At 73.0% G+C, this 26833-nt stretch carries 26 protein-coding genes and 2 pseudogenes; 16 read left to right on the top strand and 12 right to left on the bottom strand.

All coding sequences use genetic code 11. The features are described 5' to 3' along the window. Positions 1–35: 35 nt before the first annotated feature. Positions 36–2198, top strand: a complete 2163-nt coding sequence (gene helR, locus B5D66_RS09300; RefSeq protein ID WP_078761244.1) for an RNA polymerase recycling motor ATPase HelR — start codon at positions 36–38, stop codon at positions 2196–2198. A gap of 74 nt (positions 2199–2272) precedes the next feature. Continuing rightward, positions 2273–3151: an alpha/beta fold hydrolase gene (locus tag B5D66_RS09295; RefSeq protein ID WP_078761243.1), complete on the top strand. Its 879-nt coding sequence runs from the start codon at positions 2273–2275 to the stop codon at positions 3149–3151. A gap of 203 nt (positions 3152–3354) precedes the next feature. Here the strand turns inward: B5D66_RS09295 and B5D66_RS09290 are convergent, their stop codons facing one another. Beyond that, positions 3355–3555, bottom strand: a complete 201-nt coding sequence (locus B5D66_RS09290) for a hypothetical protein (protein WP_235000885.1) — start codon at positions 3553–3555, stop codon at positions 3355–3357. Positions 3556–3654: 99 nt separating this feature from the next. Between B5D66_RS09290 and B5D66_RS25690 the strand changes: the two are divergent. From B5D66_RS25690 to B5D66_RS09280, 3 genes and pseudogenes are all read left to right on the top strand, one after another. Further along, a pseudogene (locus B5D66_RS25690) lies at positions 3655–3977 on the top strand (IS5/IS1182 family transposase); the annotation flags it as partial. A 99-nt stretch (positions 3978–4076) separates the two neighbouring features. Continuing rightward, positions 4077–4487, top strand: coding sequence for a MerR family transcriptional regulator (locus B5D66_RS09285; RefSeq protein WP_078761242.1), 411 nt, complete (start codon positions 4077–4079; stop codon positions 4485–4487). Positions 4488–4601: 114 nt separating this feature from the next. After that, on the top strand, positions 4602–5255 hold the full coding sequence (locus B5D66_RS09280; RefSeq protein WP_235000884.1) for a nitroreductase: 654 nt from the start codon (positions 4602–4604) through the stop codon (positions 5253–5255). 425 nt (positions 5256–5680) lie between these two features. Here the strand turns inward: B5D66_RS09280 and B5D66_RS09275 are convergent, their stop codons facing one another. After that, the gene (locus tag B5D66_RS09275; RefSeq protein ID WP_078761240.1) at positions 5681–6361 is read right to left on the bottom strand and encodes a TetR/AcrR family transcriptional regulator; all 681 of its coding nucleotides are present in this window, start codon (positions 6359–6361) and stop codon (positions 5681–5683) included. A 135-nt stretch (positions 6362–6496) separates the two neighbouring features. On the opposite strand from B5D66_RS09275, the gene B5D66_RS09270 reads away from it, so the two are divergent. Further along, positions 6497–7444, top strand: a complete 948-nt coding sequence (locus tag B5D66_RS09270; protein ID WP_078761380.1) for an NAD(P)-dependent alcohol dehydrogenase — start codon at positions 6497–6499, stop codon at positions 7442–7444. Positions 7445–7643: 199 nt separating this feature from the next. Continuing rightward, positions 7644–7826 (top strand): hypothetical protein, encoded by a 183-nt coding sequence (locus B5D66_RS09265; RefSeq protein WP_078761239.1) that lies wholly within the window; start codon positions 7644–7646, stop codon positions 7824–7826. Positions 7827–8173: 347 nt separating this feature from the next. On the opposite strand, the gene B5D66_RS09260 is transcribed toward B5D66_RS09265, so the two are convergent. Next, complete coding sequence (locus tag B5D66_RS09260; RefSeq protein ID WP_235000883.1) at positions 8174–9145, bottom strand: Gfo/Idh/MocA family protein; 972 nt, start codon at positions 9143–9145, stop codon at positions 8174–8176. A gap of 238 nt (positions 9146–9383) precedes the next feature. Here B5D66_RS09260 and B5D66_RS09255 point away from each other — a divergent pair, with 238 nt between their 5' ends. Next, a complete protein-coding gene (locus B5D66_RS09255; RefSeq protein ID WP_078761238.1) occupies positions 9384–9860 on the top strand; it encodes a nucleoside deaminase in 477 nt (158 codons plus the stop codon). Between the two features lie 8 nt (positions 9861–9868). Here the strand turns inward: B5D66_RS09255 and B5D66_RS25435 are convergent, their stop codons facing one another. From B5D66_RS25435 to B5D66_RS09230, 5 genes are all read right to left on the bottom strand, one after another. Further along, complete coding sequence (locus B5D66_RS25435) at positions 9869–10258, bottom strand: hypothetical protein (RefSeq protein WP_078761237.1); 390 nt, start codon at positions 10256–10258, stop codon at positions 9869–9871. 60 nt (positions 10259–10318) lie between these two features. Next, a complete protein-coding gene (locus tag B5D66_RS09245) occupies positions 10319–10897 on the bottom strand; it encodes a DUF4334 domain-containing protein (RefSeq protein ID WP_078761236.1) in 579 nt (192 codons plus the stop codon). 484 nt (positions 10898–11381) lie between these two features. Continuing rightward, on the bottom strand, positions 11382–12386 hold the full coding sequence (locus tag B5D66_RS09240; RefSeq protein WP_078761235.1) for an NAD-dependent epimerase/dehydratase family protein: 1005 nt from the start codon (positions 12384–12386) through the stop codon (positions 11382–11384). Continuing rightward, the gene (locus tag B5D66_RS09235; RefSeq protein WP_078761234.1) at positions 12383–14338 is read right to left on the bottom strand and encodes an ABC transporter ATP-binding protein; all 1956 of its coding nucleotides are present in this window, start codon (positions 14336–14338) and stop codon (positions 12383–12385) included. The genes B5D66_RS09240 and B5D66_RS09235 overlap by 4 nt, the downstream gene beginning before the upstream one ends. Before the next feature lie 162 nt (positions 14339–14500). Next, positions 14501–15508, bottom strand: a complete 1008-nt coding sequence (locus B5D66_RS09230) for an ArsR/SmtB family transcription factor (protein ID WP_235000882.1) — start codon at positions 15506–15508, stop codon at positions 14501–14503. 95 nt (positions 15509–15603) lie between these two features. Between B5D66_RS09230 and B5D66_RS09225 the strand changes: the two genes are divergently transcribed. Continuing rightward, positions 15604–16821 (top strand): MFS transporter, encoded by a 1218-nt coding sequence (locus tag B5D66_RS09225; protein ID WP_078761233.1) that lies wholly within the window; start codon positions 15604–15606, stop codon positions 16819–16821. Between the two features lie 148 nt (positions 16822–16969). On the opposite strand, the gene B5D66_RS09220 is transcribed toward B5D66_RS09225, so the two are convergent. Further along, on the bottom strand, positions 16970–17194 hold the full coding sequence (locus tag B5D66_RS09220) for a hypothetical protein (RefSeq protein ID WP_078761232.1): 225 nt from the start codon (positions 17192–17194) through the stop codon (positions 16970–16972). Between the two features lie 177 nt (positions 17195–17371). Here B5D66_RS09220 and B5D66_RS09215 point away from each other — a divergent pair, with 177 nt between their 5' ends. The 3 genes from B5D66_RS09215 (at position 17372) to B5D66_RS09205 (ending at position 20517) form a co-directional block, all read left to right on the top strand. Further along, positions 17372–18538 carry a sensor histidine kinase gene (locus B5D66_RS09215; RefSeq protein WP_078761231.1) on the top strand — a complete coding sequence of 389 codons (1167 nt, stop codon included), beginning with the start codon at positions 17372–17374 and terminating at the stop codon, positions 18536–18538. After that, positions 18535–19221 (top strand): response regulator transcription factor, encoded by a 687-nt coding sequence (locus B5D66_RS09210; RefSeq protein ID WP_078761230.1) that lies wholly within the window; start codon positions 18535–18537, stop codon positions 19219–19221. Before B5D66_RS09215 ends, B5D66_RS09210 begins: the two co-directional genes overlap by 4 nt. A 393-nt stretch (positions 19222–19614) precedes the next feature. Next, positions 19615–20517: a DUF4158 domain-containing protein gene (locus B5D66_RS09205; RefSeq protein ID WP_078761229.1), complete on the top strand. Its 903-nt coding sequence runs from the start codon at positions 19615–19617 to the stop codon at positions 20515–20517. On the opposite strand, the gene B5D66_RS09200 is transcribed toward B5D66_RS09205, so the two are convergent. Then, complete coding sequence (locus B5D66_RS09200) at positions 20451–21068, bottom strand: TetR/AcrR family transcriptional regulator (RefSeq protein WP_078761228.1); 618 nt, start codon at positions 21066–21068, stop codon at positions 20451–20453. The two genes, B5D66_RS09205 and B5D66_RS09200, sit on opposite strands and share 67 nt — an antisense overlap. 143 nt (positions 21069–21211) lie before the next feature. Here B5D66_RS09200 and B5D66_RS09195 point away from each other — a divergent pair, with 143 nt between their 5' ends. Beyond that, entirely contained in the window at positions 21212–22408 is a 1197-nt protein-coding gene (locus tag B5D66_RS09195) for a DUF418 domain-containing protein (RefSeq protein ID WP_078761227.1), read from the top strand. Here the strand turns inward: B5D66_RS09195 and B5D66_RS09190 are convergent. Further along, the gene (locus B5D66_RS09190) at positions 22387–22704 is read right to left on the bottom strand and encodes a dihydrofolate reductase family protein (RefSeq protein ID WP_078761226.1); all 318 of its coding nucleotides are present in this window, start codon (positions 22702–22704) and stop codon (positions 22387–22389) included. The genes B5D66_RS09195 and B5D66_RS09190 overlap by 22 nt on opposite strands. Here B5D66_RS09190 and B5D66_RS26600 point away from each other — a divergent pair. Beyond that, positions 22673–22969: pseudogene (locus tag B5D66_RS26600) on the top strand (hypothetical protein); the annotation flags it as partial. The gene B5D66_RS09190 and the pseudogene B5D66_RS26600 overlap by 32 nt on opposite strands. A gap of 8 nt (positions 22970–22977) precedes the next feature. Here the strand turns inward: B5D66_RS26600 and B5D66_RS09180 are convergent. Continuing rightward, positions 22978–23745 (bottom strand): GOLPH3/VPS74 family protein, encoded by a 768-nt coding sequence (locus B5D66_RS09180; RefSeq protein ID WP_235000881.1) that lies wholly within the window; start codon positions 23743–23745, stop codon positions 22978–22980. A 668-nt stretch (positions 23746–24413) separates the two neighbouring features. On the opposite strand from B5D66_RS09180, the gene B5D66_RS09175 reads away from it, so the two are divergent. After that, entirely contained in the window at positions 24414–25208 is a 795-nt protein-coding gene (locus B5D66_RS09175; protein ID WP_078761225.1) for an SDR family oxidoreductase, read from the top strand. Between the two features lie 67 nt (positions 25209–25275). After that, positions 25276–25956, top strand: coding sequence for a pentapeptide repeat-containing protein (locus B5D66_RS09170; RefSeq protein ID WP_078761224.1), 681 nt, complete (start codon positions 25276–25278; stop codon positions 25954–25956). The last annotated feature ends 877 nt before the right edge of the window (positions 25957–26833 follow it).

The raw sequence follows: 26833 nt of genomic DNA, 5'->3' as shown, positions 1-26833 counted from the left end.
CCGCAGAATCGTCGTCCGTGACCGGAACCCACGACATGGGAGACGACGTGAAACACCTGGTGACCAGCGCGTTCGACCTCCCCGAACACCTCTCCCCCAAGGCCGACCCGAAGTTGATCGCCGACGACGAGCGGCACTTCGCGACCATCGAGAGAACCCTTGAGCGGACGATCGCCGACCTGACCGACCGCCTCGACGCCGCGCGCAGGGCGCCCGGCGGGCTGGGCCGGGCGGCGATGGACCGGGACATGGAGGTCCACCGGCTGTCCGCCCGCCTGCGCACCCTGCGCCGCTTCGGTCTGGACCTGTGCCTCGGACGCATCGTCAGCGCGGACGACCCCGAGCCCGTGTACATCGGCCGGCTCGGCCTCACCGACGACGAGGGGCGTCGGCTGCTGATCGACTGGCGCTCCCCCGCGGCCGAGCCGTTCTTCGCGGCGACCCACGCCAACCCGATGGGCCTGGTGAGCCGACGCAGGTACCGCTGGACCCGGGGTCGGATCAGCGACTACTGGGACGAGGTGTTCACCGCGGACGGGGTCGAGGGGCACGCCGCGCTCGACGACCAGTCCGCCTTCATCGCCAGCCTGGGCGCCAACCGGTCGGCCCGGATGCGAGATGTGCTCGGCACCATCCAGGCCGACCAGGACGCCATCATCCGCGCGGGGTCCCGTGGCGCCCTCGTCGTCGACGGCGGCCCGGGAACGGGGAAGACCGTCGTCGCCCTGCACCGCACCGCCCATCTCCTCTACTCCGACCCTCGCCTCGGGCACCGTCGGGGCGGCGTGCTGTTCGTCGGCCCGCACCAGCCCTACCTCGCCTACGTCTCCGACGTCCTGCCCAGCCTCGGCGAGGAGGGCGTGCGGATCTGCACCCTGCGGGACCTCGTTCCCGAGGGGGCCACGGCGAGGACCGAGACCGATCCGGAGGTGGCCCGCCTGAAGTCGTCCGCGGACCTGGTGAAGGCGGTCGACGAGGCCGTCAAGTTCTACGAACAGCCCCCCACCCGGGGGATGACGGTCACGACCGACTGGGCCGACATCCGGGTGAGCGCCGACGACTGGGCCGAGGCGTTCGACGCGCTGGAACCCGGGACCCCGCACAACGAGGCACGCGAGCAGCTTCTGGAGGAACTGGTCACGATCCTGGTGGAGCGCAACGACGATGACGACGTTCCCCCCGCCCTGCTCCGCAGGTCGCTGCTGCGCAACGCGGAACTGGTCAGGGCCCTGGGCCGGGCGTGGCCGCTGCTTGAGGCGACCGACATCGTCGCCGACCTGTGGACGGTCCCCGCCTACCTGCGCAAGTGCGCCCCCTGGCTCGCCATCGACGACATCCGCAAGCTCCAGCGCGAGGACGCCCACGCCTGGACGGTCTGCGACCTGCCGCTCCTGGACGCGGCGCGGCGGCGGCTGGGTGACCCCGAGGCGGCACGGCGCAGGCGCCGGCGCAGGGCCGCCGTCGCCGTGGAACGCGAGCGCATGTCCCACGTCATCCACGACATCCTGGAGGCCGACGACGACGGCGAGGGCGCGGTGACGATGCTGCGCGGGCGCGACCTGCAGGACAGCCTGATCGACGACGCCGCGCTGCCCGGAACCGAGGCGGACCCGCTCGCCGGCCCGTTCGCGCACATCGTCGTGGACGAGGCCCAGGAACTGACCGACGCGGAGTGGCAGATGCTGCTGCTGCGCTGCCCCTCCCGGAGCTTCACCATCGTCGGGGACCGCGCCCAGGCCAGGCACGGGTTCACCGAGTCGTGGCGGGACCGGCTCGAACGGGTCGGGTTCGACCAGGTCGCCCTGGCCTCATTGAGCATCAACTACCGGACACCGGAGGAGGTCATGGCGGAGGCCGAGCCCGTCATCCGGGCCGCGCTGCCAGACGCCAACGTGCCGACCTCCATCCGCGCCAGCGGTGTTCCCGTGGTCCACGGGTCCGTCTCGGAGCTGGACGCGATCCTCGACGCCTGGCTCGCCGAGCACGCGGACGGCGTCGCCTGCGTCATCGGCGGTCCCGCGCTGCCGGCGACGCCCCGCGTCCGGTCGCTGACCCCGCAACTGGCCAAGGGACTCGAGTTCGACCTGGTCGTCCTCGTCGACCCCGAGAGGTTCGGTACGGGAATCGAGGGAGCGGTCGACCGCTATGTCGCGATGACCCGGGCGACCCAGCGCCTCGTCGTCCTCACGAGCACCTGACGACGGCCAGGACGGGGCGACTCCACCGGAAAACCACTGGCCGGGCCGCGCGACTCGTCCTAGGGTGACCGGTTGTGCGACGACAGGCGATCACCCGGCCACGGGACTCCGGCGTGGTGCGGACACCGGATGGGCGGGCACTCGGCTGGGCGCAGTGGGGTCCCGTCCAGGGACGACCGGTCGTGTTCTGCTCCGGCGCGGGCATGGGACGCGACCTGGGGTTCGGCGCCGACGTGCTCGACCGGCTGGACACGCGCCTTATCTGCGTGGACCGCCCGGGGGTGGGCGCTTCGGACCCGGCTCCGGGGCGCACCCTGAACGACTGGGCGGCCGACGTCGACGCGCTCGCCGCGCAACTGGGACTGTCCGGGTTCGGCGTGGTCGGCTTCTCCAACGGAGGGCCGTTCGCCTTGGCGTGCGCGGCGCTCGGCGGTGCCGACGCGGTGGCGGTGGTGTCGGGAACGGACGAGCTCGCCCACCCGCGCTTCACCGGCCTCCTCGACCCCGACGTGCTCGCGCTGGTGCGTCACGCGGCGACCGACCCCGACGGTTTCGAGGATGCGTTCACCGGGACGGACGCGGACACGATGTGGCGGGTCGTCATGGAGACGGCCTCCGAGATCGACCGCGCGCTCTACGCCGACCCGCTGTTCGAGCGTCCCTACCGCAGGGCGCTGGCCGAGGGTTTCACCCAGGGAGGGGCCGGCTACGCGCGCGACCTGGTACTGGCCTTCCGCCGCTGGACCTTCGACCCGGGAGAGATCACCGTCCCGGTCGACCTGTGGTACGGCGGCCGTGACACCAGCGCCGTCCACTCCCCCGACCACGGCGCGGGACTGGCGGAGATCATCCCCACAGCGCGCCGCCACCTGCTTCCCCAGGCGGGGGCGGCGCTGCCGTGGACCCACGCCGAGGAGATCCTGGCGGCGCTGGCGCGCCGTTCCCGCCCCTAGGCGGGGCACCGCGGACGCGCGGCGCGGACGTGGGCCGGTGCGCGGCGGACGGTCACACGACCCGGTTCTCCCCAAGCCATGGCGATCCGCCACGTGTCTCCTGATCGGCTACGCGGTCGGGGTTTCCCGCTCAGCCCCGCGATGGCGCGGGTGACCGTCGTAGGGCCACCGCGCCATCGCCACGGCCACCCATCGGCGGTCGGTCAGGGCTGGACCCTCGGGCTCCTGCGTCCGTCCATGTCCCGGTACCCGGCGGGGACAGCGGACAGGTCGGTGGTGGCGTCGAAGACCTTGCCCGGCTCGATGGCGTCGTCCAGGATGTCGGGCGACAGGCCGTCGATGTGGGCGCGTACCGGGGCGGGTCCGCCCGCCAGCCGGATGTTGTGGCGGAACAGGCTGCCCATACCGATCGGGGCCTGTTCGCACCGCGGGACCCCACGCGGCTGATCACCCCGCCGGGGCGCACGACGCCCAGGGCCGGCCCTTGGCGGCATCTCCGCCGTCTCCACGACAGCCAGGCTCTCGTTCCCCTGGTCCGCGGCATTCCACCCATCCGTTCCCGCGGCGGTCCGCGACGCCGACGGCCCGGTAAGCCCCACGGCGACAAAGGCCACGACCATTCTCGCCTGCGGCGCCGGCTCGCTTTCCACGGCATCCGGTGCCGCCTCGCTGGCAAGGGCCTCGAGTCGCCCCGATACCCGGGCCGACATCGCCGGACCGTGTTCTGGCCGTCCGGCTGCCGACGCCTTCACCACCTCTACGAGCGCAAGCCGGAACAGTTCTCGCCTTTACCGCACCCCTCACATGCCACCGCAAACCGACCAGTGAATCGGCCTCTACAGTTGAGACGATCTTCGGTCACGTCGCGGTCGGCCCGGGGTCCCGGCGCTTGCCGCGAAGTCCAAGGCGGCGAATAGGGAGCGGTATGCGCATCGGTGAGCTGGCGAAGCGGGCTCAGGTTCCGCCTCGGATGCTGCGGTACTACGAGGAGCAGGGGCTGATCGCGCCGCGGCGGCTGGACAACGGTTACCGGGACTACGACGAGTACCTGGTGGACCGGGTACGTCAGATTCGCGGATTGCTCGATGCCGGGCTTCCGACGCGGATCATCCGCGATTTGTTGCCCTGCATCGACCACACGGAGGACATCGTGGTCGCGGATCCCGATTCGGAGCTGCGCGCCCTACTGGAGCGCGAGCGCGACCGGATGACGGAGAGGATCGAGTGCCTCACCCGGAACCGCGACGCGATCTCGCGCTACATCGAGGCGCTGGGCCGCGCGGAGGACCGCGCGTCGGATCCGGCTCCCAAGGAGAGTCCGGTCACATCACATTGACCCTCACATATATGTGAAGGTTGCACGGTGAGGGGCATGAACCAGCGGATCGCCCATTCCACAGGGGCAAGCGAGGTCACATCGCCGACCACGGCATTGTCTTTCAGTGACGTGATGAGGTCCCGGCACTCGGTGCGGGAGTTCCTGCCCGATCCCGTGCCGCCCGAGGTCATTCGCGGCGTGCTCGAAGACGCGCAGAGCGCGCCCTCGCACAGCAACACCCAGCCCTGGCTGGTCCACGTCGTCTCCGGGGCCGCGCGTGACGAGCTCAGCGCCGAATTGCTCGCCGCCTACGACGAGCAGCGGTTCTCCTCCGACTTCACCGACACCTACGGCGATGGGGTGTACCAGGAACGCGCGCGGTCCCAGGGCGCGAAGATCTACGGCAAGCTCGGCATCGCACGCGATGACCAGGAGGGCCGCAACGAGGTGATACGCGACAACCTGCGGTTCTACGGTGCGCCGCACGTGGCGATGCTGTTCGTGCCACAGCTCGGCGACGGGGTGCGCGCCGCCAGTGACGTGGGCATGTACGGGCAGAACTTCCTGCTCTCCCTGCACGCGCGGGGTTTTCACGGGGTTCCGCAGGCCGTGCACGGATTGTTCGCCGACACGGTACGCAAGAAGCTGGGTGTCTCAGACGAGTTCAAACTGCTCTTCGGTATCGCTTTCGGCACCGGTAAGCCCGACTCGCCGGTGTTCAACCTCGCCCTCGGCCGGATCCCCCTCGAAGAGAGCGTGGTGCTGCACGACACCACGCTCGGCTGAGGCCGGGGTTCCAGGTCGGCGCCTTCGCCGGCGTGGCCTGCCGGCGGGGCGTTCGAACCGTACGGAGTGAACATGAGGGCCGGAGAGCCGGGGCCGGGCGCATCGGCGCACCCCTGGTGACGCGGCTGAGCGCTGCTGAGCACGAGGTGTGAGAGGCCGATTCACGCGGTCCCGGAACCATCGCACCTGAGCCACTCGCTCGTGGAGCGCATGCCACAACCGCGCAAGAGCCGGAGCCGCTGGCGGGGTCTCGCCTCCCGTTCCCCCATGGGCCGGGACGGGAGGCGCCTCCCAGCGCCTCCCCCGCGATCTTTGGCGGCCCCGTCCGGGAACCGCCCGCTGCCCACGACGGGTCACCCCGCCGTCCGCGTCGCGGTCTGTTCCGGCATCGCGGCGCGACCGCCGCGCCGGACCGTTGCGCGTGCTCAGGAGGCGGAGGGAGCGTAGACCCGGCGTAGCTCCAGCGGGGCGGGCCGGGGCAGTGGGGTGCCGTGGTCGGCCTGGAAGGACTGGAGAAGGTAGGCGACCAGGCGCCGGGAGGCGGCCGGGGCGTCGTCTCCCGCTCCCCCGATGACACCGCAGTTGGCCAGGAGCACCAGGGCGATGTCGCCGAGGTGGAAATCCGCGCGCAGCTTCCCCGCGTCCTTGGCGCGCTGCACCAGCCGGGCGAGGAGCTCCTCGATGTGCCCGTGGTCGTGGCCTGCGGCGTCGGGGAAGTGGGAGAGGAGAGCGCTGGTGAGGCCGCGATCGGTGGTCTGCATCGCGCCGACCTTCTCGACGAAGGACCGGAATCCGTTCCAGGGGTCGGGGTCCTGCAACGCCTTGTGGAGCTCCGCGGTGCACTGGGCGAGCTGTTCGCCGAACACCTCGGCCATCAGGGCGGCACGGGTCGGGAAGCGTCGGTACAGGGTGGCGATCCCGACGCCGGCCCGTCGGGCGATCGTCGTGAGGGGCACGTCGATCCCCTGTGCGGCGTAGGCCTCGCGGGCGGCCCGGAGGATACGTTCGCGGTTCTCCCGGGCGTCGGAACGCAGTCCGTTCGCCGTGCCCCCCGGGTCGAGGCGGGCGGGACCGTCGGGTGGGTTCTGAGGGGAACGGACGCTCATGTCTCTCACTTTAGGAGAAATGGAAGAAGCTCTCCGGTTGGCCCGTTAGGTTGGAGACAAGTGGAGACCCCACTATCACTTGGACCGTCGCCCTGACGTGGCGCGGAGGAAAGGTGGGACCGGTACATGGACGAGATGCGCGCGGCGTTGTACGACCGCTATGGCCCGCCCGAGGTTCTCTACGAGGGCAGGCTCCCCGTGCCCTCGCCCGAGCGTGACGAAGTGCTGGTCCGGGTCCACGCGACCAGCGTCAACGGAGTCGAGCTGCACGTCCGCTCCGGACGGCTGCGTCTGCCGGCCGGCCGCCGCTTCCCCAAGCGGGTGGGAATTGACTTCGCCGGCGAGATCGTCCGGACCGGCGCCGGGGTGCGCGGGTTCGGGGAGGGCGACCGGATCTGGGGCATCCTGCCGCGCGGCCGGTTCGGCAGCGCGGCCGAGTACGTGGCCGTCCGTCCGCGACAGTTCTCTCTCGCCCCTCGCAACCTCGCCCTCGTGGAGGCCGCGTCCCTGCCCGCGGGCACGACCGCGATCACCGCCCTGCGCGACAAGGCGCGGCTGAAGCCGGGGGAACGCCTGCTGGTACGCGGTGCCGCGGGCGGGGTGGGCAGCGTCGCCGTCCAGTTCGGCAGGGCGCTCGGGGCCCACGTCACCGCGCTCGCCGGGGCCGCCAACCTCGACTTCGTCCGCGGACTGGGCGCCGACGAGGCCTTTGACTACCGCACGACGCGGCCGGCCGATCTGGCCCCCTTCGACGTGGTCATGGACACCGCCGGCACCGAGCAGTCCCACTACCGAGGGCTGCTGACCCGGGGCGGACGCATGGTCGCCATCGCCTTCGACACCCGGAACATCCCCTCCGGCGCCTTCGCCGTGCTGGCCTCCGCGGTCCACGGCACGCGCAGGATCCGCTTCTTCAGTGGCGATCCCGACCAGGGGCTGTTCGCCGACCTGGCCGCTCGCGTGGAGAACGGGGACATCCGCCACGTCGTGGACACCGTCCATTCCCTCTCCGACATCGCCGCCGCGCACCGGGCGCTGGAGGTCGGTGGCGTGCGTGGAAAGCACGTCGTGCGGATCGGGTGACCGGCGTCCGCGCACCCGAGTCCTCCCCGGCGGTCGGTTCCCGCGGACCGTCGGCCCTCCCGTTCGGGGCTGAGGGACATCGGAACGGAGAACCGCTCTCAGCGGTAGCCCCGGGGCGACCCGACGGTTGAGGATCGCCGCTCATGGGAACCGGTCTCTCAGCCTCAGCCGGCGCCCCGGAGAGCAGTAGGATCCCGGCATGAGTGACGATGAGTGGAATCACATCATCCGTTCGGCGAAGCAGGGCGAGTCCGGCCCTTGGGCGTGCCCTGAGTGCGACGAGTGCGCCGTCGAGTCGGGCCAGCGGTTCGAGCAGGGCCACGTGGTGGAGCACACGCTGATGTGCTTCGCCTGCGAGGCGGAGGTCGTCGCCCCTGCCTGAACTCGACCGTACAAGGACACGGCGTCCCTACCAGCCATCACGTGATGGCTGCTCGCCCCCTCCCGCCGCGTAGGGGCACCGGGTCACGCCGGCTTGCCACCGGGCCAGGCCCTCGGGCGAGACCCGGACATGGTGCAGTCCACCGACGTGTCCGCCCCCGTCGACGAGCTTCCCGACCGGGTGCGGGCGGTCGCCGCGACACCTCTCACCTACGTCATCGACGCCGGGCCGTGGCGGACGCGCTCGTCGCCCGGGCCGCCCCCGGCCTCGCGCTCGACCGCGCGCGGGGAACCCGTGGTCGCCGGTTCCGTCTCCCGCGCGGACCACTCACGCGCCCGGCGACCCGCTCAGCCGGTGAGGGAGCGGATCCGGTCCAAGACGTCCGCGACGCGCAGGCTCTCGGCCCAGGGCATCCTCGGGCTCTCCTGGGCCCCGGCACGCACCAGTTCGGTGACGGCCGCCGCCTCGTACTCGAACCCGTTGGCCCGTCGAGGAAAGGACAGCACGCGGGGCTCGCCGCCGCGCGGGACCAGGGTGAGGGAGGTGGGGTTGAACCACTCCTCGATCTCGATGCGTCCCTCGGTGCCGGAGATCACCGCCCGCGCGGGCAGGTCGGTCTCGATGGAGGCCAACAGCAACGCGACCTCTCCCCCGTTCCCGGTCAGGGTGATCGCGACCTGGGAGTCCACGCCGGTGGGCGCGAACTCGGCGCGCGCGTCGATCCCGGCCGGCTCCCCCAGGAACGCGGAGGCGAGGGCGACCGGATAGACGCCGAGGTCCAGTAGCGCGCCGCCGCCCAGGGCCGGCGAGAACAGGCGCGAGGCGGGATCGTAGTCGGCCCGCCAGCCGATGTCGGCGGTGAGGGTGCGCACCCGGCCGATCGCACCGGAGCCGACCAGCCGGACGGCCTCGATCATGGCGGGGGCGAACCGGGTCCACATCCCCTCCATGAGGAACCGGCCGTTGCGCCGGGCGGTCTCGACCATCGCGCCGGCCTGGGCCGCGTCGAGGGCGAGCGGCTTCTCGCACAGTACGCCGCGCCCCGCCTCCAGGCACATCACCGTGGCGTCGTGGTGGGCCGAGTGCGGGGTGGCGACGTAGACGACGTCGACGTCGTCGTCCTCGGCCAGGGCCTGGTAGGAGCCGTGTCTGCGGGGGATGTCCCAGCGGTCGGCGAAACGGTCGGCGGTGGACTGGTCGCGGGATCCCACGGCGACGGCCTCGGCGTCGGGGACCGCCCGCAATCCATGGAGGAAGCGTTCGGCGATCGCGCCGGTACCGAGGATGCCCCAGCGGACCTTGGAGGAGCCGGATGTCACGCCGTCATGGTAGTGCCCACGCCACTTTTTGGGAACGCTCCCATAAGAATGTCCCCTGGTGGAGGCGGTGCCGTCCGACCCGCGACGGGTCCCGGCCGGCGCCCAAGGGGGCGGAGCGCCGGCCGGGACCGACCGTCGCTCCCTTCCGATTCCCCGCCCAGGAGAACTGAACCGGTCACCCGGCAAGAAGTCACCGGCGCGTCCTGGTATACCTCGGTGGACATTCGAGGAGGTCCACATGGTCGACGAGAACGACAGGAAGCACCTGCGCCGCTGCGTGGAGCTGGCCACCGAGGCGCTGGAGGCCGGAGACGAGCCGTTCGGGTCCGTGCTGGTCGGGGCGGACGGCGCCGTCGTGGCCGAGGACCGCAACCGGGTCGCCCTCGGCGACCGCACCCGACACCCCGAGTTCGAGCTGGCGCGCTGGGCCGCCGCGAACATGACCCCCGAGGAGCGCGCCGCGGCGACCGTCTACACCTCGGGAGAGCACTGCCCGATGTGCGCCGCCGCACACGCCTGGGTGGGCCTGGGACGCATCGTCTACGCCACCTCCTCCGCGCAGTTGACGGCCTGGCTCGCCGACATGGGGATCTCCGGCCCGCCGGTCCGCCCCCTGCCCATCACCGAGGTCGCTCCCGGGATTCCCGTGGAGGGACCGGTCGCCGAGTTCGCCGAGGAGATCCACCGCTTGCACCGGCGCCTGCACGCCCGCTGAGCCCGCCCTCAGCGCACCGGCGGCCACCCTCGGGCGGGACCACTCAGGACACGCAGCGCGTGGCCGAGTGTCCCGATGTCGGCGTCGTCGAGCTCGACCACGACGAATCCGGCTCCGGAGAGGATCTGGGCGAGCGCGACGCGCATCACCGAACGGACGCGGCGCCCCGGCGAGGGGGCCTCCGACTCAAGGCGGTGCCGCTCCTCGGTGGAGGCCACCGCCAGCAGCTCGGGGCGCGGCCACCACTCCAACCGGACCCCGTCGGGGGCCGCGTCCGCGGAGAACCCCGCGCGGTCCTCCCCCTTCCGACGGGGCAGGCCCGCGGCCTCCAGGCAGGTGACGACCCTGCCGGCCAGGCCGGGGTCCCCCAAGGACGGAAACGCATCCGGATCGGTCATGGGAGTGCCCTATCCACTCGGGGGTCCCGTCCACCCCACGAAGCGGGAAAAGCCGGGTCGTCAGCGCGCGCCTTCGGCGGCGACGCGCTCAAGGAAGAACGCGAAGGGGTGGTCGGAGGAGCCGCGGGCGTCCATGAGGCCGATCAGGGTGTTCTCGTCGACGAGGCGGAAGTGGTCGTTGATCGGCTGCGTGTCGTAGGACATGGTCGCGGTGGGCACGCCACGGTACTCGACCATCCGAAGACGCGCGCGCGGACGGGAGGTCCGGCGCAGCCGCAGCACCGGACGCGCCAGGCGGGCCACCTCCGGGCGCCGTAGGAGGTCGCCGTACCTGAGCAGCGGCGACAACGGAAGGCACGACGGGTCGACGCTGAAGCGCCCACGACGGTCCCGAAACACCAGGGGATGGACCTCGTCTGGGCTACGGAAGATCTTCCCGTACCAGCCGAGCGGCTCCAACACCCCGTCGAGGGGATGTCCCGTCGGCAGGTCGCCGCCGCGCCATTCCCCGATGACGTCCTCGATCCTCGCCGGGGCGAGACCGTCGTAGAACCCGAGCACCGCCTCCAGCCCCGGTCCCGCGTCGCGGAGTTCGGGTAGCCGGGCGGCGGCCGTGCCACCGCCGAACCGCTGGGACATCCTCCGTCCTCCTGCCGGAACGGTCCGGTCCCGACCGATGTGACGTCCGACGCGCCTGGGACCGGGATGGACGCGAGCGGACCATGACACGGTTGCCCCCAGAACGGCACGTGAAACGGGCGCCGGCCCTTGAACCGGCCGCGGTGGGCGCGGACGGTGAGGCGGTGCCGCTCGGGCACGCCGGTGGCGCGGTGGACCGTTTCACGACGGCCCTGCGCCGCGCCCTGTGCTCACCCGGCGGTCCCAGCGGGCCCGCGCGGGCGGCGTGGCCGCTCCCCGTCGGGCTGAGCGGGGCGATCTCCCCGGGCTCTCCCGCCACCGCCGAACGATCCGGCCTCCCCAACGGTGCGGGCGACCGTCCCCGTCCCGTGGTGGCCCTCGGCCCGCTGTCTTCCGGCCGGTGGGCTTCGCTGTCGACCGCGCGTGGGGGCCGGACCCGCGTCCGGCCCCTCCCCGCCTCCCACCCGCGACCGGGCACCGTCCCTCAGCTGCTCTGGCGCTCCTCCCAGCGACGGAGCAGCCGCTCCTCGGCCCGCGCGTCCAATCCGACCCGCGGCCGGTCGGACCGCTGCGGAACGGGGCCGTCAAGGTCGCGCAGCCACGCCCAGGTGTCGGCCACGGTCTCGGCGACGGGACGACAGCGCAGCCCTTCGGCCAGCGCCCGGGACACGTCGCCGCGGTGCATCCCGTCGTGGAACTTCCCCGGCGGCATCCAGATGGGCAGCTGGGTCCACGGCTCGACGCCGGAGTCGAGGACGTCCTGCGGTTCCAGCCAGCACAGCCGCGCCTGTGCCCCGGTGACCTGGACGCACGTCTCCAGGAGTTCCCCGATCGTCGTGTGGTCGGGTGGTCCCACCAGGTTGTAGGCGCCGCCCAGCCCGCGCCCGGCCGCCTCCAGCAGCCAGGCGGCCAGGTCGCGGACGTCGACGTACTGCACCCCCAGGTCGCGCGGGCCGGGGGTGGGCACCCGGCCGCCCCGCGCGATCCGCGACAACCACCACGGAAGCCGGCCCACGTTCTCGCGTGGGCCGAGGATCAGCCCCGCGCGCGCCGATAGCGCCCGCTCCCCGAAGAAGCGCTCGACGGCCAGTTCCCCGCCCCGCTTGGCGTGCGCGTAGTCCACCTCGCCGGCGTCGGGGGAGGAGTCCACGACCGGGGCGTCCTCGGCGGCGCCGGCCGGAGGCGGGAAGGGGTGCACCGAGCGGCTGGAGACGTAGACGTAATGCCCCACCCGGTCGCTCAGCAGGCGGGCCGTGTCACGCACCGCCGACGGCGCCCCCGACCAGGTGTCCACGGCCACGTCCCAGCCACCGGTCGACAGGGCGGTGAGACCGCCCTCGACGGTCCGGTCGCCGCGCAGCACCTCGACACCCGGCGGCGGGGCCTGGCGTCCGCGGTGGAACACCGTCACCTCGTGTCCGCGGGCCAGCGCCTCCTCCACGACGGCCGGGCCGAGGAAATCCGTTCCGCCCAGGATCAGAACTCTCATGCCGGCGATTGTGCCCGGGCCCTTCCGTCAGCAGAAGGGTTTCCTGCTGTCGGCAGAATCGCGGGGCCGGACGCCTCACCGGAGGCCCTCCCCTCCTGGGCGAACTGGGTCCGGTGCAGCTGGGCGTACCTGCCGTCCGCGGCGAGCAGGGTCTCGTGGGTGCCGCGCTCCACGATCCGGCCCCCCTCGACCACGAGGATCAGGTCGGCGGATCGGACGGTCGAGAGCCGGTGGGCGATCACCAGCGCGGTACGCCCCGCCAGCGCCTCCCCCAGCGCCTCCTGGACGGCCGCCTCCGACGTGGAGTCCAGGTGCGCGGTGGCCTCGTCGAGGACGACCACGCGCGGCCGGGCCAGCAGCAGCCGGGCGATCGTCAGGCGCTGGCGCTCCCCTCCGGACAGCCGGTAGCCGCGTTCGCCCACGACGGTGTCCAGCCCGTCGGGCAGCGAGGCGACGAGGTCGTCGAGGCGGGCGCGGCGCAGCACCTCCCACACCTCCTCCTCCCGCGCCCCGGGGCGGGCCAGCAGCAGGTTCTCCCGGATCGTGTCGTGGAAGAGGTGGCCGTCCTGGGTGACCATCCCGACGGTGGCGCGCATGGACTCGGCCGTCACGTCGCGCACGTCCACACCGCCGAGGCGCACGGCGCCGGCGTCGACGTCGTACAGCCGGGCCAGTAGTTGCGCGATCGTCGACTTCCCCGCCCCCGAGGAGCCCACCAGCGCCACCATCCGGCCCGGTTCGACGCGGAACGACACGTCGTGCAGGATTTCCTCACCGCCGCGCGCGTCCAGTGTGGCGACCTCCTCGAGCGAGGCGAGGGAGACCTTGTCGGCCGAGGGGTAGCCGAACCGGACCGCGTCGAACTCCACCGACACCGCACCGTCGGGGACCGGGCGCGCGTCGGGCCGCTCCCGGACCAGTGGTTCGAGGTCGAGGACCTCGAAGACCCGCTCGAAGCTCACCACCGCGCTCATCACCTCCATCCGGGCCCCGGCCAGCTCGGTCAGCGGCGCGTACAACCGGGTGAGCAGCAGGGCCAGGGAGACCACCGCCCCGGCGTCCAGGCCCCCGCCCAGGGCGTAGAAGCCGCCCAGCCCATAGACGCAGGCCAGGGCCAACGACGACACCAGCGTCAACGCGGTGACGAACTTCGTCTGCGCCATCGCCGTGCGCACCCCGATGTCGCGGACCCGTCGGGCGCGCTCCGCGAAGGCGGCGGACTCCTCCTCGGGACGGCCGAACAGCTTGACCAGGGTGGCTCCGGGGGCCGAGAAGCGCTCGGTCATCCGCGTGCCCATCCGCGCGTTGTGCTCGGCGGCCTCGCGTTCCAGGGCGGCCAGCCGCCTGCCCATCCGCCGCGCGGGCAGGACGAACAGGGGGAGCAGCAACAGCGCGAGCAGGGTGATCCGCCAGGACAGCCCGAGCATGACGACCAGGGTGAGGGCCAGGGTGACGATGTTGGCGACCACGCCGGACAGCAGGTCGCTGAACGCCCGTTGCGCGCCGATGACGTCGTTGTTCAACCGGCTGACCAGCGCGCCGGTGCGGGTCCGGGTGAAGAAGGCGACGGGCATGCGCTGCACATGGTCGAAGACCGCGATGCGCAGGTCCAGGATGAGCCCTTCGCCCAGACCGGCCGACAGGCGGCGGGTGAGCAGCGTGAGGCCGGCCTCGGCGAGCGCGATCAGCGCGATGAGGGCCGCCAGGGCCAGGACCAGGCGTGCCGGCCCGCCGCTGACGATCACGTCGACCACCCGCCCCGCGAGCAACGGGGTCGCGACGGTCAGCACCGCGGTCACGACGCTGAGCAGGAGGAACCAGGACAGCAGTCGGCGGTGCGGCCGGGCGAACCCGGCGATGCGCCGCAGGGTGGCCCGCGAGAAGGGGCGCCGGTCCTGTTGGGCGTGCATCGCGCCGTACATGGCGTTCCAGGCGGTCACTTCCATGCTCATCGGTCTCACCGGACTTCCCCGTGTCGGCGGCGCCGTGGCGGCGCCACCGCCGGCCCCGGTGGCCGGCGGTACGCGAGGACGATAAGACCTCAACTTAGGTCGAGGTCAAGGAGCGCGGTCCGACCCGGCCGCCAGGGGGCCTCGGCGCCGCGACAGGCGCCTTCAGGGGCGAACGCCGGTATCGCCACCGGCGGAGCCGCCGTTCAGCAGGGCCTGGCCCAAGGGGGTGCGCGCGTAGAACACGCGGCGCCCCACGCGCCGGGTCTCCAGCAGTCCGGCGTCGCGCAACGCGGTCAGATGTCCCGACACCGCCGCGGGGCTGAGCCCGTGGGCGTGGGCCAGCGCCGTCGTCGTGGCGGGCTCATCCAGCGCCGTCAGCAGCCGGGCCCGGGAGCGGCCGATGAGCCGGGCCAACGTCCCCGGCGGCGGGTCGGCCTCCTCCCCCCACAGCCGTCCCACCCCGCGCGCGGGATAGGCCAATGCCGGCTGCCAGGGCGGCGCCATGATGGGGGTGAGCTCGGGCCATAGGAAGGCGCTGGGCATCAGCACCAGCCCCTCTCCGGCGAGGATCCGCTCGGTGTGCTCGGGCCCCTCCACCAGCAGCGCCTCCCCCTCGCGCCGGACGTCTGGATGCAGGTCGGCGAAGAGCCGGTCCAGCCCCCCTTCGGCCAGCGCCCGGGATCGCACCACGATGTCGTCTTCCAGCAGCGACCGGACCCGCCCCCACCAGGGCCGGACCAGCCGCTGCCAGCAGGCGGCCAACAGGTCGGCGAGCCGGTCGCGGGTCGCCGCGGGATCGGCCAGCAGTGGACCGCTGACCCGCGCGGCCAGTCCGCGCCGCGGATCCAGCAGGCAGGCGCGCAGCTCCTTGTCGACCTGCTCCGGCGGGGTGGCGCGCACTCGGGCGATCTCGTCGGCGATGTCGGCGACGGGCTCTTCGGGCACGGGGGTCAGGAAGTCGGGGACGAAACCGGGCCGGGGCAGCAGCAGTCGCAACGGGGCGAGGTCGGATCCGGCGTGGGCCTCGACGGCCCGGGCCCAGGGAAGATGGTAGGAGCGCCGCTGTGGCGTGCCGAGCGTGTGGACGGCGGCCAGCGTCTCCCACAACGGGGAGACCGCGAAACGGATCCGCATCAGGTCCTCGGTGCCGGGAAGGAAGCGGCCGGCCACTGCTCTCCCATCTCTGGACGGTCCGGCGTGTCGGACGATTCGAGCATAAGCGAATCAATGGTGGGATTCGGGATGTTCCAGTCACGCTCGGCGGCATGAACGCTCCCCCGTCCACCCCCACCCCACCACCCGCCTCCTACCGGAGCGTGCTCGCCGTCGGCGAGTTCCGGGCCGTCTTCGCCGCCGAGATCCTCGCCGTGCTCGGCCAGGTCGCAGCACAGCTCACCCTGTCGGTGCTGGTCTACGGGCGGACCGGCTCGCCCCTGCTGTCCGCGCTCGTCTTCGCCCTGGGGTTCCTGCCCCACCTGTTCGGCGCGGCGCTGTTCTCGTCGATCACCGACCGCCTTCCGGCCCGACCCCTCCTCGCCGTCACCGCGCTGGTCCAATCGGCCACGTTGGCGGCCATGGCGATCCCCGGTCTGCCCATCCCGATCTTGCTGCTGTTGCTGCTGCTCAGCGGGACCATCGCGCCCCTGTACCAGGGAACCCGCGCCGCGATGCTGCCCGACGTGCTGCCCGGTGACGGTTATCCCCTGGGCCGCTCCCTGTTGCGCATGGCCGGCCAGACCGCCCAGATCGCGGGCTTCGCCTTCGGGGGCGCCCTCCTGGCCCTCGTCGGCCCGGCCACGGCCCTGCTCATCGGGGGCGGGGCGCTCGCGGTGTCGGCGCTGCTGATGTGGACCGGCGTCCGGCACCGGCCCGCCCGCGGGAGCGGAGCGGGACGCTCGCTCACACGCGAATCGCTGGCGGGCGGCGCCCGGGTGCTGCGCTCCCCCGAGTTGCGCCGCCTGCTCGCGCTGTCATGCCTGCCGCCCGCCCTGGCGGTCACACCGGAGGCCTTGGCGGTGCCCCTCACCGACGCCTCCGGCGGCGGTCCGGCCCAGGCGGGGATGCTGCTGGCGGCCCTACCGGTGGGGATGATCGTCGGCGAGCTCACGGCGGGCTCCCTGCTGTCGGCCCGGACCCGGGCGCGTCTTGCCGTGCCGATGGCCTTCGGCGTGTTCGCGACGATGCCGCTCTTCCTGTTCGCGCCGGGCACCACGGCCACGGTGCTGCTGCTTCTACCGTGCGGGCTGGGCTTCGCCTACACCCTCGGTCTGGACCGGCTCGTCCTGGACGCCACCCCCGATGAGGCGCGGGGCGCCGTGCTGACCCTGTTCTCGGCCACCACCATGGTGGCCCAGGGACTGGGCTACGCGGCGGCGGGCGCCCTGGCGGAACTGCTGCCCTCGCACATGGTGGTCGCCGTGGCCGGCGTGTGCGGAATCGCGGTGGTGGCCCTGGCCGGACGGCGCCCACGCCGCGCGGGCTGAACAGCCGGATTCCGGCCGTGGCCGGCGATCGGGGCGACGGGGACGCGCGGGCTCGCCGACACGGCCGTCGCCTCCCGCGTCCCGGCCGCCCCCGGAAAGGGCGGCCGGCCGCCGGCGGCCAGAGCCCGACACGTCCGCCCGCGACCCCTCAACGCCCCGCCCGTCCGCCCAGCACCATCACCACCGCCCCCAGCAGGGCCAGGCCCAGGTTGGCGTAGAGCGCGTGGTCGGCGAGCACCTCCACGCGAGGGACGACGAGACGGTTGAACACGTTGAGGAAGCCGAGGAACGGCTGGACGGCGAGGTGGTCGATCGTCCCGCTGATCCCCATGAGAACAAGGACGAACCCCGCGGCCTCGATGACTTTGCGCATGCTGCGACGGTAGGCGACGCCCTCGGGGGAACGGATCGGTCGTCAGGCTCCCCCGACAGGAGGATGGTGTCCGTCCCGCCGCCCGCATCGTGACGGAAGTACCGGGCGCGCCGACTTCGGTACCGGACCCGCGCCCATCGGCCCTCCACCGGCGGGGGACGCGGATAGCTTCGGGACATGGACGGTTCCGCGCCTGGGGCCGCGCTGAGGCGCCGCGGCCCGCGAGAGTGGTGGGTGGACACCTGCCTGTTCCTCTTCGCCCTGCTGTGGGGGCTGGTCATGTCCGCGATACGGCTGGACCAGGAGGACGTGCCCACGGTCGTGCCGGGGTGGCTGTTCAACCTCGACCAGCTCACCGGGGTGGTGGGCTGCGCGCTGGTGTGGCTGCGACGTCGCCACCCGGTCGGGGTCCCCGTGATCCTGGTGGTGCTGTCGTCCTACTCCGAGACGGTGGCCGGCGTGATGCTGGTCGGCCTGTTCGCCGTGGCCGTCCACCGTCCGCCGCGCACCAGCCTTCTCGTCTTCGGGTTGAGCCTGCTGGCCGCGGTCGTCTACGTCGTGGTGCGCCCCGAACCCGGCCAACCCCCGTTCCTCCTGCTGTGCTTCGGAGCCGCGCTGCAGGGCGCGGCCTTCGCCTGGGGGCTGGCCGTCCACCATCGACGCCGGCTGGTGCTGTCACTGCGCGAACGCGCCGAACGCGCCGAGGCCGAGGCGTGGCTGCGCGCGGAACGCGCCCAGCGCCGGGCCCGCGACGAGATCGCCCGCGAGATCCACGACGTGCTCGGCCACCGCCTGTCCCTGCTCAGCGTGCACGCCGGAGCCCTGGAATACCGGCCCGACGCCCCGGCCGAGGACATCTCCCGCGCCGCCGGGGTCATCCGGGAGAACGCCCACCAGGCGTTGCAGGACCTGCGCGAGGTGATCGGGGTGCTACGCGCGCCGGTCGGGGGCCTGCCCCAACCCACCGCCGAGAGCATCGAGGAGCTGGTGGAGGAGTCACGGCGCGCCGGCATGGAGGTCGGGCTGCGCGGGCGACCGCCGAGGGAGGTCCCCGAACGGCTGGGCCGCACCGCCTACCGGATCGTGCAGGAGGCGCTGACCAACGCCCGCAAGCACGCCCCCGGGAGCCGGGTGGAGGTGGGCGTGGCGGGCACGCCGCGGACCGGTCTCACCGTCGAGGTGGTCAACACCGCGCCCGCCACCGTCCCGGACCCCGGCGACGGGCGGGGACAAGGGCTGATCGGACTGGCCGAACGGGTCCGCCTGGCCGGAGGCGACCTGTCCCACGGCCCCACCGCGCAGGGGGGATGGAAGATCACCGCCCGGCTACCCTGGCCGTCATGACCGGCGAACCGCCTCCGACGCCCATCGACGTGCTCATCGTCGACGACGACCCGCTGGTGCGCGCGGGACTGACCATGATGCTGGGCGGCGCGCCCGACATCCGCGTCGTCGCCGAGGCCGGCGACGGCACCGACGTGGTACCGCTGGTCGACCGGCACTCCCCCGCTGTCGTGCTGATGGACATCCGCATGCCCCGGATGGACGGGCTGGCCGCGACCGAGGCGCTGCGCGGCCGTCCCCACGCTCCCGAGGTCATCGTGTTGACCACCTTCGACGCCGACGCCCACGTCCTGCGCGCGCTGCGGGCCGGCGCGGCCGGGTTCCTGCTCAAGGACACCCCTCCGGCCGAGATCGTGGCCGCCGTGCGCCAAGTGGCCCGCAACAACCCCGTGCTGTCCCCGGCCGTGACCCGTCGCCTCATCGCCCGCGTCGCCGAATCGGACACGGACCGGCGCCGCTCCCGCGCCCTGGACCGCCTGTCCCTGCTCGGGGAGCGTGAACGGGCGGTCGCGGTCGAGGTGGGCCGGGGGCGCTCCAACGCCGAGATCGCGGCGGAACTGCACTTCAGCGTCTCCACGGTCAAGACGCACGTCTCCGCCGTCCTGACCAGGCTGGGGCTCAACAACCGCGTCCAGATCGCGCTGCTGGTCCACGACGCGGGACTGCTGGAGGACCGGGAGTGAGCTTACGGCCGGAGCGGGCGTCAGGGGCAGCGGTCGTCTGCCGGCACAGCGGTCTGCGGCCCCGTTCCGCCCTGGCCTCCATCGACCGGCCCGCGCCCCCGCGATGGGGGTCGAGGAGGATTGCCACAGGATTTAGCGGTAGAGCCGTGACCTGGGCGACGGTTCGGTGACGAGGCCGGTTTGTCCTGTTCGCGGCCCCTACGTTCGTGGCCATGCCGCATGAACACCTCTCCGAAGACCAGATCGCCCGCTACGGCCGCTTCCCCGACGAGCTGTCGGCGGCCGACCTGGAACAGTGCTTCCGCCTGACCTCGATGCGCTGGCCCTGGCCTCCCGCAAGCCCACCCCCCGCCACCCGGCTGGGGTGGGCCGTGCAGCGGGGGCACCGTGCGCATGCTCGGCGCCTTCCAGGCCGACCATCCCACCCGCGTGCCCGAACGCGCCGTGGCCTTCGTCGTCGACCAGCTCGACGTCGACCCGGGCCGCCTGGAGGAGTACCGCACCCGGGTCCAGACCGCCTACGAGCACGCCTGGCAGATCCGCGACACCTTCGGCTACCGCGAGTTCTCCGCCGGGGAGGAGGACCTGCGCGCCTACCTCGCGGCCCGGGTCTGGGCCGGCGAGGAAGGCCCCCGGGCCCTGTTCGGCCGGGCCGTGCTCTACCTGCTCGAACACCGAATCCTGCTGTCCGGCCTGACCGTGCTCTCCCGCCTGGTCAGCCAGGTGCGCAAGGCGGAGAACGCCCGCCTGGTGGCGGCCCTGGAGGCCGGCCCCACCCTGACCCTCCGCGAACGCGCCGCCCGGCCGGCGAGCACCGCGTGCGAGTACCTCGGTGAACCCGCCCACGCGGGACGTCCCGGTGTGGCCACGGGTGGTCGGCAGCGCGCCCACCTCGACCAGCTCGTGGCGCGCCTGCCCGACCTGGCCGCGCACCTGGAGAACAGCAGGTGTGGACCGACGCCCACACCGAGGCCGCCCGCCACCGCGTGGCCGAACGGTTGCCGTCCGCCCCTCAGACCCTCCAGCACATCGCCGAGGCGCTGCGCGCGCCCGCCACCTGCGGCCCCCGGCCGACGCCATCACCACCCCCGACCACGACGCCGGGGCCGAGCCGGAGCCGCCGCGCTGCCAGCCCCCCGGTTGTGGTGCCCCGCTGCCCCCCGCCCGAGCCCGGCCGGGTGCGCCGCTACTGCTGCGCGGCCTGCCGCCGGCGCGCCCGGCGCGGCGGGTCAGTCGCCCCCGGGCGGCGGGCCCAGCGCGGGCAGGATCGCATGGTCCACGACGGCGTCGATGTAGGCGTCGTCGGGCAGCTCGGAGTGGTCCATGCGGTACTTGACGACCAGCGCTTCCCCGATGTCGAGGACGACCGGGGTGAGCCGCGCGGGGGCGATGGCCCCGTGCGCCACGTAGTGGCGCAGGACGGTCTGGGTGAACCCGCCGCCGCGCTTGCCGAAGACCCGGGCGTACACGGCCTCGACGAGTCCGGGGTTGCGGTCGCGCGCGGTGACGACCTCGGCGACCGCGCGCGCCCCGACGGTGGTCATCCAGTCGCGCATCATCCGCAGCGCCCGCACCAAGTCGCCACGCAGGTCGTCGGACGACGGCGAGGGCTCCTCCTGCGGGAACACCCGGAGGAAGGCGTCGATGAGGATCTCCTCCGTCGAGGACCAGCGCCGGTAGAGGGAGGTCTTGGCCGTGGCCGCCCGGCGGGCGATGCCCTCCATCGTCATCCGGTCGACGCCGACCGCCAGCAGCTCCTCGATCGCCGCCTCGTGGATGGCGCGCACCAGCTCCTCGCCGCGCCGCCGCGTCGCACCGGGCCGCCGTTCCCTGCCGTCGTCACTCACTCGTCCGCCACCCTTAGGATACGTTTCCGTTTCTTATGATGCCATCTTGAGATACGCGCCCGTTTCTTATGGTGCTATCTTAGCTACGCAAGCGTTTCTTATTCCCGTCCGCCGTCCCGCGGACCCCGGAAAGGTACCCCCGCATGCCTCCCACATCCGTCGCGGCCCCGCCCGGCGCCGTGACCGCCGCCGAGCGATCCCTCGCCCCCGACCTCGCCCGCGGCGTCATGCTGTTGGTCATCGCAGTCGTCCACGCCCACATCCTGCACACCCTCGCCCACGGCGGCGCCGCCCCGTCGGGCGTGGCCGACACCGTGACCACCGTCGTCGTCCTCGCGTTCGGCGAGGGCCGCGGCTACCCGATGTTCGCCGCCCTCTTCGGCTACGGACTCGCCAGCGTGTACGCGCGCCGGACGGCCCGGGGCGACACCTGGCCGGCCACCCGCTCGCTGATCCGCCGCCGCGGGCGCTGGCTCTTCGTGTTCGGCATCCTGCACACCCTGCTGCTGTTCTTCGGCGACATCCTCGCCGTCTACGGCCTCATCGCGCTGTTGTTCGCCGGGATGCTGGTCCGCAGCGACCGCCGCCTCCTCGTCTGGGGCGCCGTATGGGCGGTCGCCGGAACGGGCGTCTACGCGCTGGTCAACAACCTGCTGGTGGCCGACGTCGAGGGCGCCACCCAGGTCCTGGCGCACCCCCTGACCGACATCGCCACCCGGGCGATGACCTGGCCGGCCATGGCCCCGCTGCTGCTCATCACGTCGGTGTTCCCGTTCCTCGTGGGCGTCTGGGCGGCACGCCGTGACGTCCTCACCGCGCCGGAACGGAACCGCGCGCTGCTCGCGCGGACGGCCGCCGTCGGCATCCCCGTCGGCGTCGTCGGCGGCCTGCCCTACGCGCTCGTCTCGGCCGGTGTGTGGGCCGCCGGACCCGGGACGGCGACGGCCACCGGGTGGGTGTTCATGCTCACCGGCTACGCGGGCGGGTTCGGCTACGCCGCCCTCATCGCCCTCGTCGCGGCCCGGATGGGCGCGCGGCGCGGCCCGGTGGCGACCGCGCTCGCCGCGTGCGGGGAGCGGTCGATGACCTCCTACCTGCTCCAGTCGGTCGCCTGGATCGTGCTCTTCGCCCCCTACATGCTCGACCTCGCGGTGCGCGTCAACGGGACGGCGGCGGTCGCGATGGGCGTCGGCGTCTGGGCGGCGACGGTCGTCCTCGCCGACGTGCTGCGCCGGGCCGGGATCCGCGGTCCCGCGGAGTCGGCGCTGCGCCGCCTCACCTACGGCCCGCGGCACAGCGCCCGCGGGGCGGCGGCCGGTCAGCCGGCGGCGCGCCGGTAGGCCAGGTACACCACACCGGACCCGAACACCCGGGTCTCCCGGAGGTCCAGCCCGTACCCGCGCTCCAGCGGCGGGAAGAGCGGGGTGCCGCCGCCCAGCACCACGGGGTGCACGAACAGCCGGAACTCGCCGACCAGGCCGAGCCGGAGGAACGACGCCGCCAGCCTCGGCCCGCCGAGGTCCATGTCGCCCCCCGGCTCGGCCTTGAGCCGGGCGACCTCGCCCAGCAGGTCGCCCCGGACCAGCCGCGCGTCCCAGCGCAGGGCCGGGGAGGCCGCCGCCCAGGACGTCGACACGCTCTCGCGCTACGGCGATGCCAAGCGGCTGGCGCTGGTGGCGTGCCTGCTGCACACCGCGCGGATGCGCGCCCGCGACGACCTCGCCGAGATGTGCAAGCGGGTCGCGGCCAACCTCAAGCGCGCCAAGGCCGAGCCGGAGGACATCCGCGTCCGCCGGCGCGAGGTCTCCGAGCGGCTGGTCGGCACCTACCGTGGGGTGCTGGAGCACCTGGACCCCCACGTGGCGGGCGGCGCGGGCGCGGAGCCGGCCGCGCGACGCGCGGGCCGGGGCTACTCACCGCCGCCGCCATCGCCGCCGTCCCCGCCACCGGCACCACTCCGCTTCCTGGAGGGGATGCTCATGGAGAGCACGGTGCTGGTGTCCCTCACATCCTCCGGCAGGGCCGTCACCGCCCCGACCCCCCGGGCGCGGTCGAGTCGTTGGCGCGTGCTCAGGGACAAGCCCAGGTCCTCGTTCAGCTCGGCCTCGTCCACGAGGTCCAACAGGAGCAGCGTGCGCTCGTCCAAGGGGATCCGTTCGCCGGTGGCGGCCCTGAGCCGGCTGACCAACATGGCGCGCACGGCGACGTCCGGATAGTGGTGTCCGTCTTCCCCGGGGACGAAGCCGGGATGGTGGAACAGCAGGTTGCGTTCGACCAGCACCCTCCGATGCAGGCGGAGCGCTTCGCCGCCGCGCTGCCGAAGCCATGTGCGCAGGCGTATCGGCCCGTTCCGGGAGGAGGCCGCAAGGCGCTCCAGTTCGGCCAGGAGGCCATCGGCCCAGGCAAGGCCGGTGGGGGCGAGGTCCAGCAGATGGATCCGGCCTAACGTCCTGCCGGTCGTGAAGTAGACCTCGAAGCCGAACAGCCGGCCCTTCCTCTGGGGAGCCACCCGCAGTCTGCGGCGCAACGCGAGTTCGCCGAGTTCGGCGGCCGCGCAGCCGATCGCGGTCTGGTGGGGGTCGTGGACGTCCCCGTGGCGGTGATGGGAGAGAAGGAGGAACTCCTCGGGCAGGGAGAGCTGAGGTGGGGCGGGCATGGGCATCGGACTGTTCGGCATCGTCTCGTCCTCGCTGGTCTGTGGTTCCCATCGCCGTCGCCGTTCCGGGGTCACGTAGTGGGCCACAGCAGTACCATCCAAGCCGTCCGGCCCCCAGGAATACAGAGCCGAACCGGCCTTGGGAGCATTGCCGTTGCGGAGAAGGAATGTCCCGCCGATGAACAGGTCCGGCGTCGTCGGCGCCAGGGGGAATAAGGACGAGCACGGCGCGGGACGCGAACAGCGCGGTGCCCTTGACCGGCCCCGCCGCGTTCCTGCCCTCCGGGCGGCCCGTCCGTACAGCGGGTGGGGTGTGTCGGCGCGAGACGCCTGTCGTCGAAGGGGAAAGGAGCCCGGAGGCGTCTAGGGCCGCGACGAGTCCGCTTCGCCGGCGTCCGGGGACGGCGGACTCACCAGGTGGAACCGGCCGCGAGGCGGTCGACGCCCGCGCGGGAACGATGGCCGTTCGCCACGCCCTCCGACAGGCCGTGCGCAGGCGGTCGACGCCCGCGCGGGAACGATCCCGCCGAAGGCTCCTTGACCACCGAGGTCTCATCGGCCTGGACAGATCGCCGTCACGGCCGTGGGATCGGTGACGGCGCGGCGGCTCTGGGAACACGGCGGGGAGTCCCGCCCCGCGCCGGCAAAATCGGTTGCCTCGCGCAACCGGGCGCTGCACGATCACGGGCATGACCGCTGATCACGAATCGACGGTGGCCGCACCGTCCACCACCGCCCGTCCTCTCGCGTTGGTCACCGGCGTGGGACGCACCGTCGGCATCGGGGCGGCCATCGCCCGCCGCCTCGCCGCCTCGGGCTGGAACATCGCCTTCAGCCACTGGGCGCCCTACGACGCGCGCATGGCCTGGGGCGCCGAGGCCGGCGCGACCGAGGCGATCGGGGCGGGGCTCGCCGCGCACGGCGCGGCCTTCTCCACGATCGAAGGCGACCTGTCCGACCCGGACACCCCCGAACGGATCTTCGACGAGGCCGAGCAGCGCCTGGGCACGGTCAGCGCCCTGGTGATGTGCCACTGCGAGTCGGTCGACTCCGGCCTGCTCGACACCACCGTCGAGAGCTTCGACCGTCACTTCGCCGTCAACGCGCGCGCCACCTGGCTGCTGGTACGCGAGTATGGACGGCGCTTCCGCGGTCCCTTCGGCAGCGGCCGGATCGTCGCCTTGACCAGCGACCACACGGTGGGCAACCTCCCCTACGGGGCGAGCAAGGCGGCCCTGGACCGCATCACCCTGGCCGCCGCCCACGAGCTCGCCCACCTCGGTGTCACCGCCAACGTCGTCAACCCGGGCCCCGTCGACACCGGGTGGATGACGGAGGAGGTGCGTGCCGCCTGTCTCGAGGGAACGCCGCTGGGCCGCCTGGGCACGCCGGAGGACACCGCCCACCTCGTGGACTTCCTCTGTTCCCCCGAGGGAGCGTGGGTCAACGGCCAGCTTCTGAAGAGCAACGGCGGGTTGGACTAGGCCCCCCACCGGGGCCGTTTTCTGCGCCCTGCCGGTTCCCGGTGGGACGCGCCGTTAGGGTGACGCCATGCAGGCCCCATCGACGCGGAGTTCCGCACCGCTCCGCCACCCCGCGCGCCCCAGGATCCCCTCTCGGCTCGCCCAGGCCCTCCTTCCCCGTGACGGCCTGGGAAACGAGAGCAGCGCGTCGTCCTTGGAGTACGGACCGGTGGACCTCTCGGGACGACAGGCGTGGGCGGCCGAGTTCGAGGCGTGCCGCTTCGACAGGACCGATCTGTCCGGAAGTGTTCTGCGCGGCGCGCGGCTGGTCGACGTCGAGATGCGCGGCGTCGACCTGGCGGGGGCGGATCTGCACGACGGCGCGCTCACCCGTGCCGCGGTCCGCAACTGTCGTCTGACCGGCGCGTCGTGGGCGGGAGGCGGGTTCCGCGAGGTGGTGTTCGACGGGTGCCGGGGTGACCTGGCCTCGTTCCGGTTCGCCCGCCTCACCGGCGTGCTGTTCCGTGACTGCGATCTCCGCGAGGTGGATTTCCAGGGGGCCCGCCTCTCCCGTGTCCGCTTCGAGGACTGCGACCTGAAGGGCGCCCGCTTCGACGCGGTCGAGGCGGCCGGAAGCCGCTTCTCCCGTTGTGACCTATGGGGGCTCTCCGGCGCCGTGAGCCTCAAGGGCGTCGTCGTGGACGACACGAGCGCGCCGGCGTTACTGCACGCACTGGCGTCGGCCATGGGGATCACCGTCGAGGGGTGAGGGACCCCGCCACGGCCGTCCCCGGTCTCGCCTCCATCGAAAGTGCCAGGCGTTTCTCCAGCTCAGGAGGGATGTACCAGAGGCAGGGAGGCGAGATCCTGAAGGTGGCTCTTGGGGCCGGACGACAGAACGGGGGAAGGACATGCGCAGGACCATCGCGGGAGTGCTGCTGGCCGTCGCGGCCACGGTGACGGTCACCGGTACCGCCGGGGCCGGTGACCGGATCAGCGGCCTCTCCCAGTTCGACAGCCGTTAGGCGTCAGGAGCGCGGCCTCGGAGGGGATCCGGGGCCGCGCTCCTCTGCCGTGCGGCCGGGGCGTGGACGCCGACGGGTTCCGCGAGCCGGCGTGTCCTGCCCGGCGCAGGCCTGTGCCCTGTGGAACCGCGGCGGGAGGTGGGGAACCGGGGTTTCCCAGAGGGGGCATGCTTCCCTGTTCGGGGAGTCGAGGCGCGCGAGACCGCCTCGAACCCGTCCACCTCGGCGTGCAGGGGATGGCTCCCGCGCCACGGACGCGCGTCGGGGCCGCTCCCCGGCCCCGACACCTGAGCGGATCCGCCACGCCCGCGCCTTCCTCGCCCACCCGCTCGGCGTGAACCGCTCCCCCTGGACGAGCGCGTCCCCGAACTGTCCGGGCCACGCCGTCCCTCCCTCGCCAAGGTGACGATGCCCGGACTTCTCAAGAGGGGCCGGTCGGCGCGGGTGTGGAGATCGCGGTGCTCGTCGAACCCGGTCGAGCCGGGCCCGGCGACCTGGAACGCGGCGGCCAGGGCCGTACCGACCCTCTACGACCACCAGTGCGGACACGTGGCCGTGCCTACCGGAGGCCGCGTCGAACCATCAGACGGTGGTCGCGCCATGGAACCCGGCCACCACGGC

The sequence above is a fragment of the Marinactinospora thermotolerans DSM 45154 genome (assembly GCF_900167435.1).
Lineage (GTDB): Bacteria > Actinomycetota > Actinomycetes > Streptosporangiales > Streptosporangiaceae > Marinactinospora > Marinactinospora thermotolerans.
The sequence above is the reverse complement of the archived record's forward strand: the minus strand, read 5'-3'. Positions and strand labels throughout refer to the sequence as shown.

Excerpts from the sequence above, each read along its gene's own strand:
- B5D66_RS09210 (WP_078761230.1), top strand. The coding sequence starts at position 18,535 with ATGACCGGCGAACCGCCTCCGACGCCCATCGACGTGCTCATCGTCGAC.
- B5D66_RS25435 (WP_078761237.1), bottom strand. The coding sequence starts at position 10,258 with ATGACCGATCCGGATGCGTTTCCGTCCTTGGGGGACCCCGGCCTGGCC.
- B5D66_RS09175 (WP_078761225.1), top strand. The coding sequence starts at position 24,414 with ATGACCGCTGATCACGAATCGACGGTGGCCGCACCGTCCACCACCGCC.
- B5D66_RS09290 (WP_235000885.1), bottom strand. The coding sequence starts at position 3,555 with ATGGGCAGCCTGTTCCGCCACAACATCCGGCTGGCGGGCGGACCCGCC.
- B5D66_RS09195 (WP_078761227.1), top strand. The coding sequence starts at position 21,212 with ATGCCTCCCACATCCGTCGCGGCCCCGCCCGGCGCCGTGACCGCCGCC.
- B5D66_RS09240 (WP_078761235.1), bottom strand. The coding sequence starts at position 12,386 with ATGAGAGTTCTGATCCTGGGCGGAACGGATTTCCTCGGCCCGGCCGTC.
- B5D66_RS09235 (WP_078761234.1), bottom strand. The coding sequence starts at position 14,338 with ATGAGCATGGAAGTGACCGCCTGGAACGCCATGTACGGCGCGATGCAC.
- helR (WP_078761244.1), top strand. The coding sequence starts at position 36 with ATGGGAGACGACGTGAAACACCTGGTGACCAGCGCGTTCGACCTCCCC.
- B5D66_RS09255 (WP_078761238.1), top strand. The coding sequence starts at position 9,384 with ATGGTCGACGAGAACGACAGGAAGCACCTGCGCCGCTGCGTGGAGCTG.
- B5D66_RS09220 (WP_078761232.1), bottom strand. The coding sequence starts at position 17,194 with ATGCGCAAAGTCATCGAGGCCGCGGGGTTCGTCCTTGTTCTCATGGGG.
- B5D66_RS09170 (WP_078761224.1), top strand. The coding sequence starts at position 25,276 with ATGCAGGCCCCATCGACGCGGAGTTCCGCACCGCTCCGCCACCCCGCG.
- B5D66_RS09215 (WP_078761231.1), top strand. The coding sequence starts at position 17,372 with ATGGACGGTTCCGCGCCTGGGGCCGCGCTGAGGCGCCGCGGCCCGCGA.
- B5D66_RS09285 (WP_078761242.1), top strand. The coding sequence starts at position 4,077 with ATGCGCATCGGTGAGCTGGCGAAGCGGGCTCAGGTTCCGCCTCGGATG.
- B5D66_RS09275 (WP_078761240.1), bottom strand. The coding sequence starts at position 6,361 with ATGAGCGTCCGTTCCCCTCAGAACCCACCCGACGGTCCCGCCCGCCTC.
- B5D66_RS09265 (WP_078761239.1), top strand. The coding sequence starts at position 7,644 with ATGAGTGACGATGAGTGGAATCACATCATCCGTTCGGCGAAGCAGGGC.
- B5D66_RS09280 (WP_235000884.1), top strand. The coding sequence starts at position 4,602 with ATGAGGTCCCGGCACTCGGTGCGGGAGTTCCTGCCCGATCCCGTGCCG.
- B5D66_RS09270 (WP_078761380.1), top strand. The coding sequence starts at position 6,497 with ATGCGCGCGGCGTTGTACGACCGCTATGGCCCGCCCGAGGTTCTCTAC.
- B5D66_RS09225 (WP_078761233.1), top strand. The coding sequence starts at position 15,604 with ATGAACGCTCCCCCGTCCACCCCCACCCCACCACCCGCCTCCTACCGG.
- B5D66_RS09245 (WP_078761236.1), bottom strand. The coding sequence starts at position 10,897 with ATGTCCCAGCGGTTCGGCGGTGGCACGGCCGCCGCCCGGCTACCCGAA.
- B5D66_RS09205 (WP_078761229.1), top strand. The coding sequence starts at position 19,615 with ATGCTCGGCGCCTTCCAGGCCGACCATCCCACCCGCGTGCCCGAACGC.
- B5D66_RS09180 (WP_235000881.1), bottom strand. The coding sequence starts at position 23,745 with ATGCCGAACAGTCCGATGCCCATGCCCGCCCCACCTCAGCTCTCCCTG.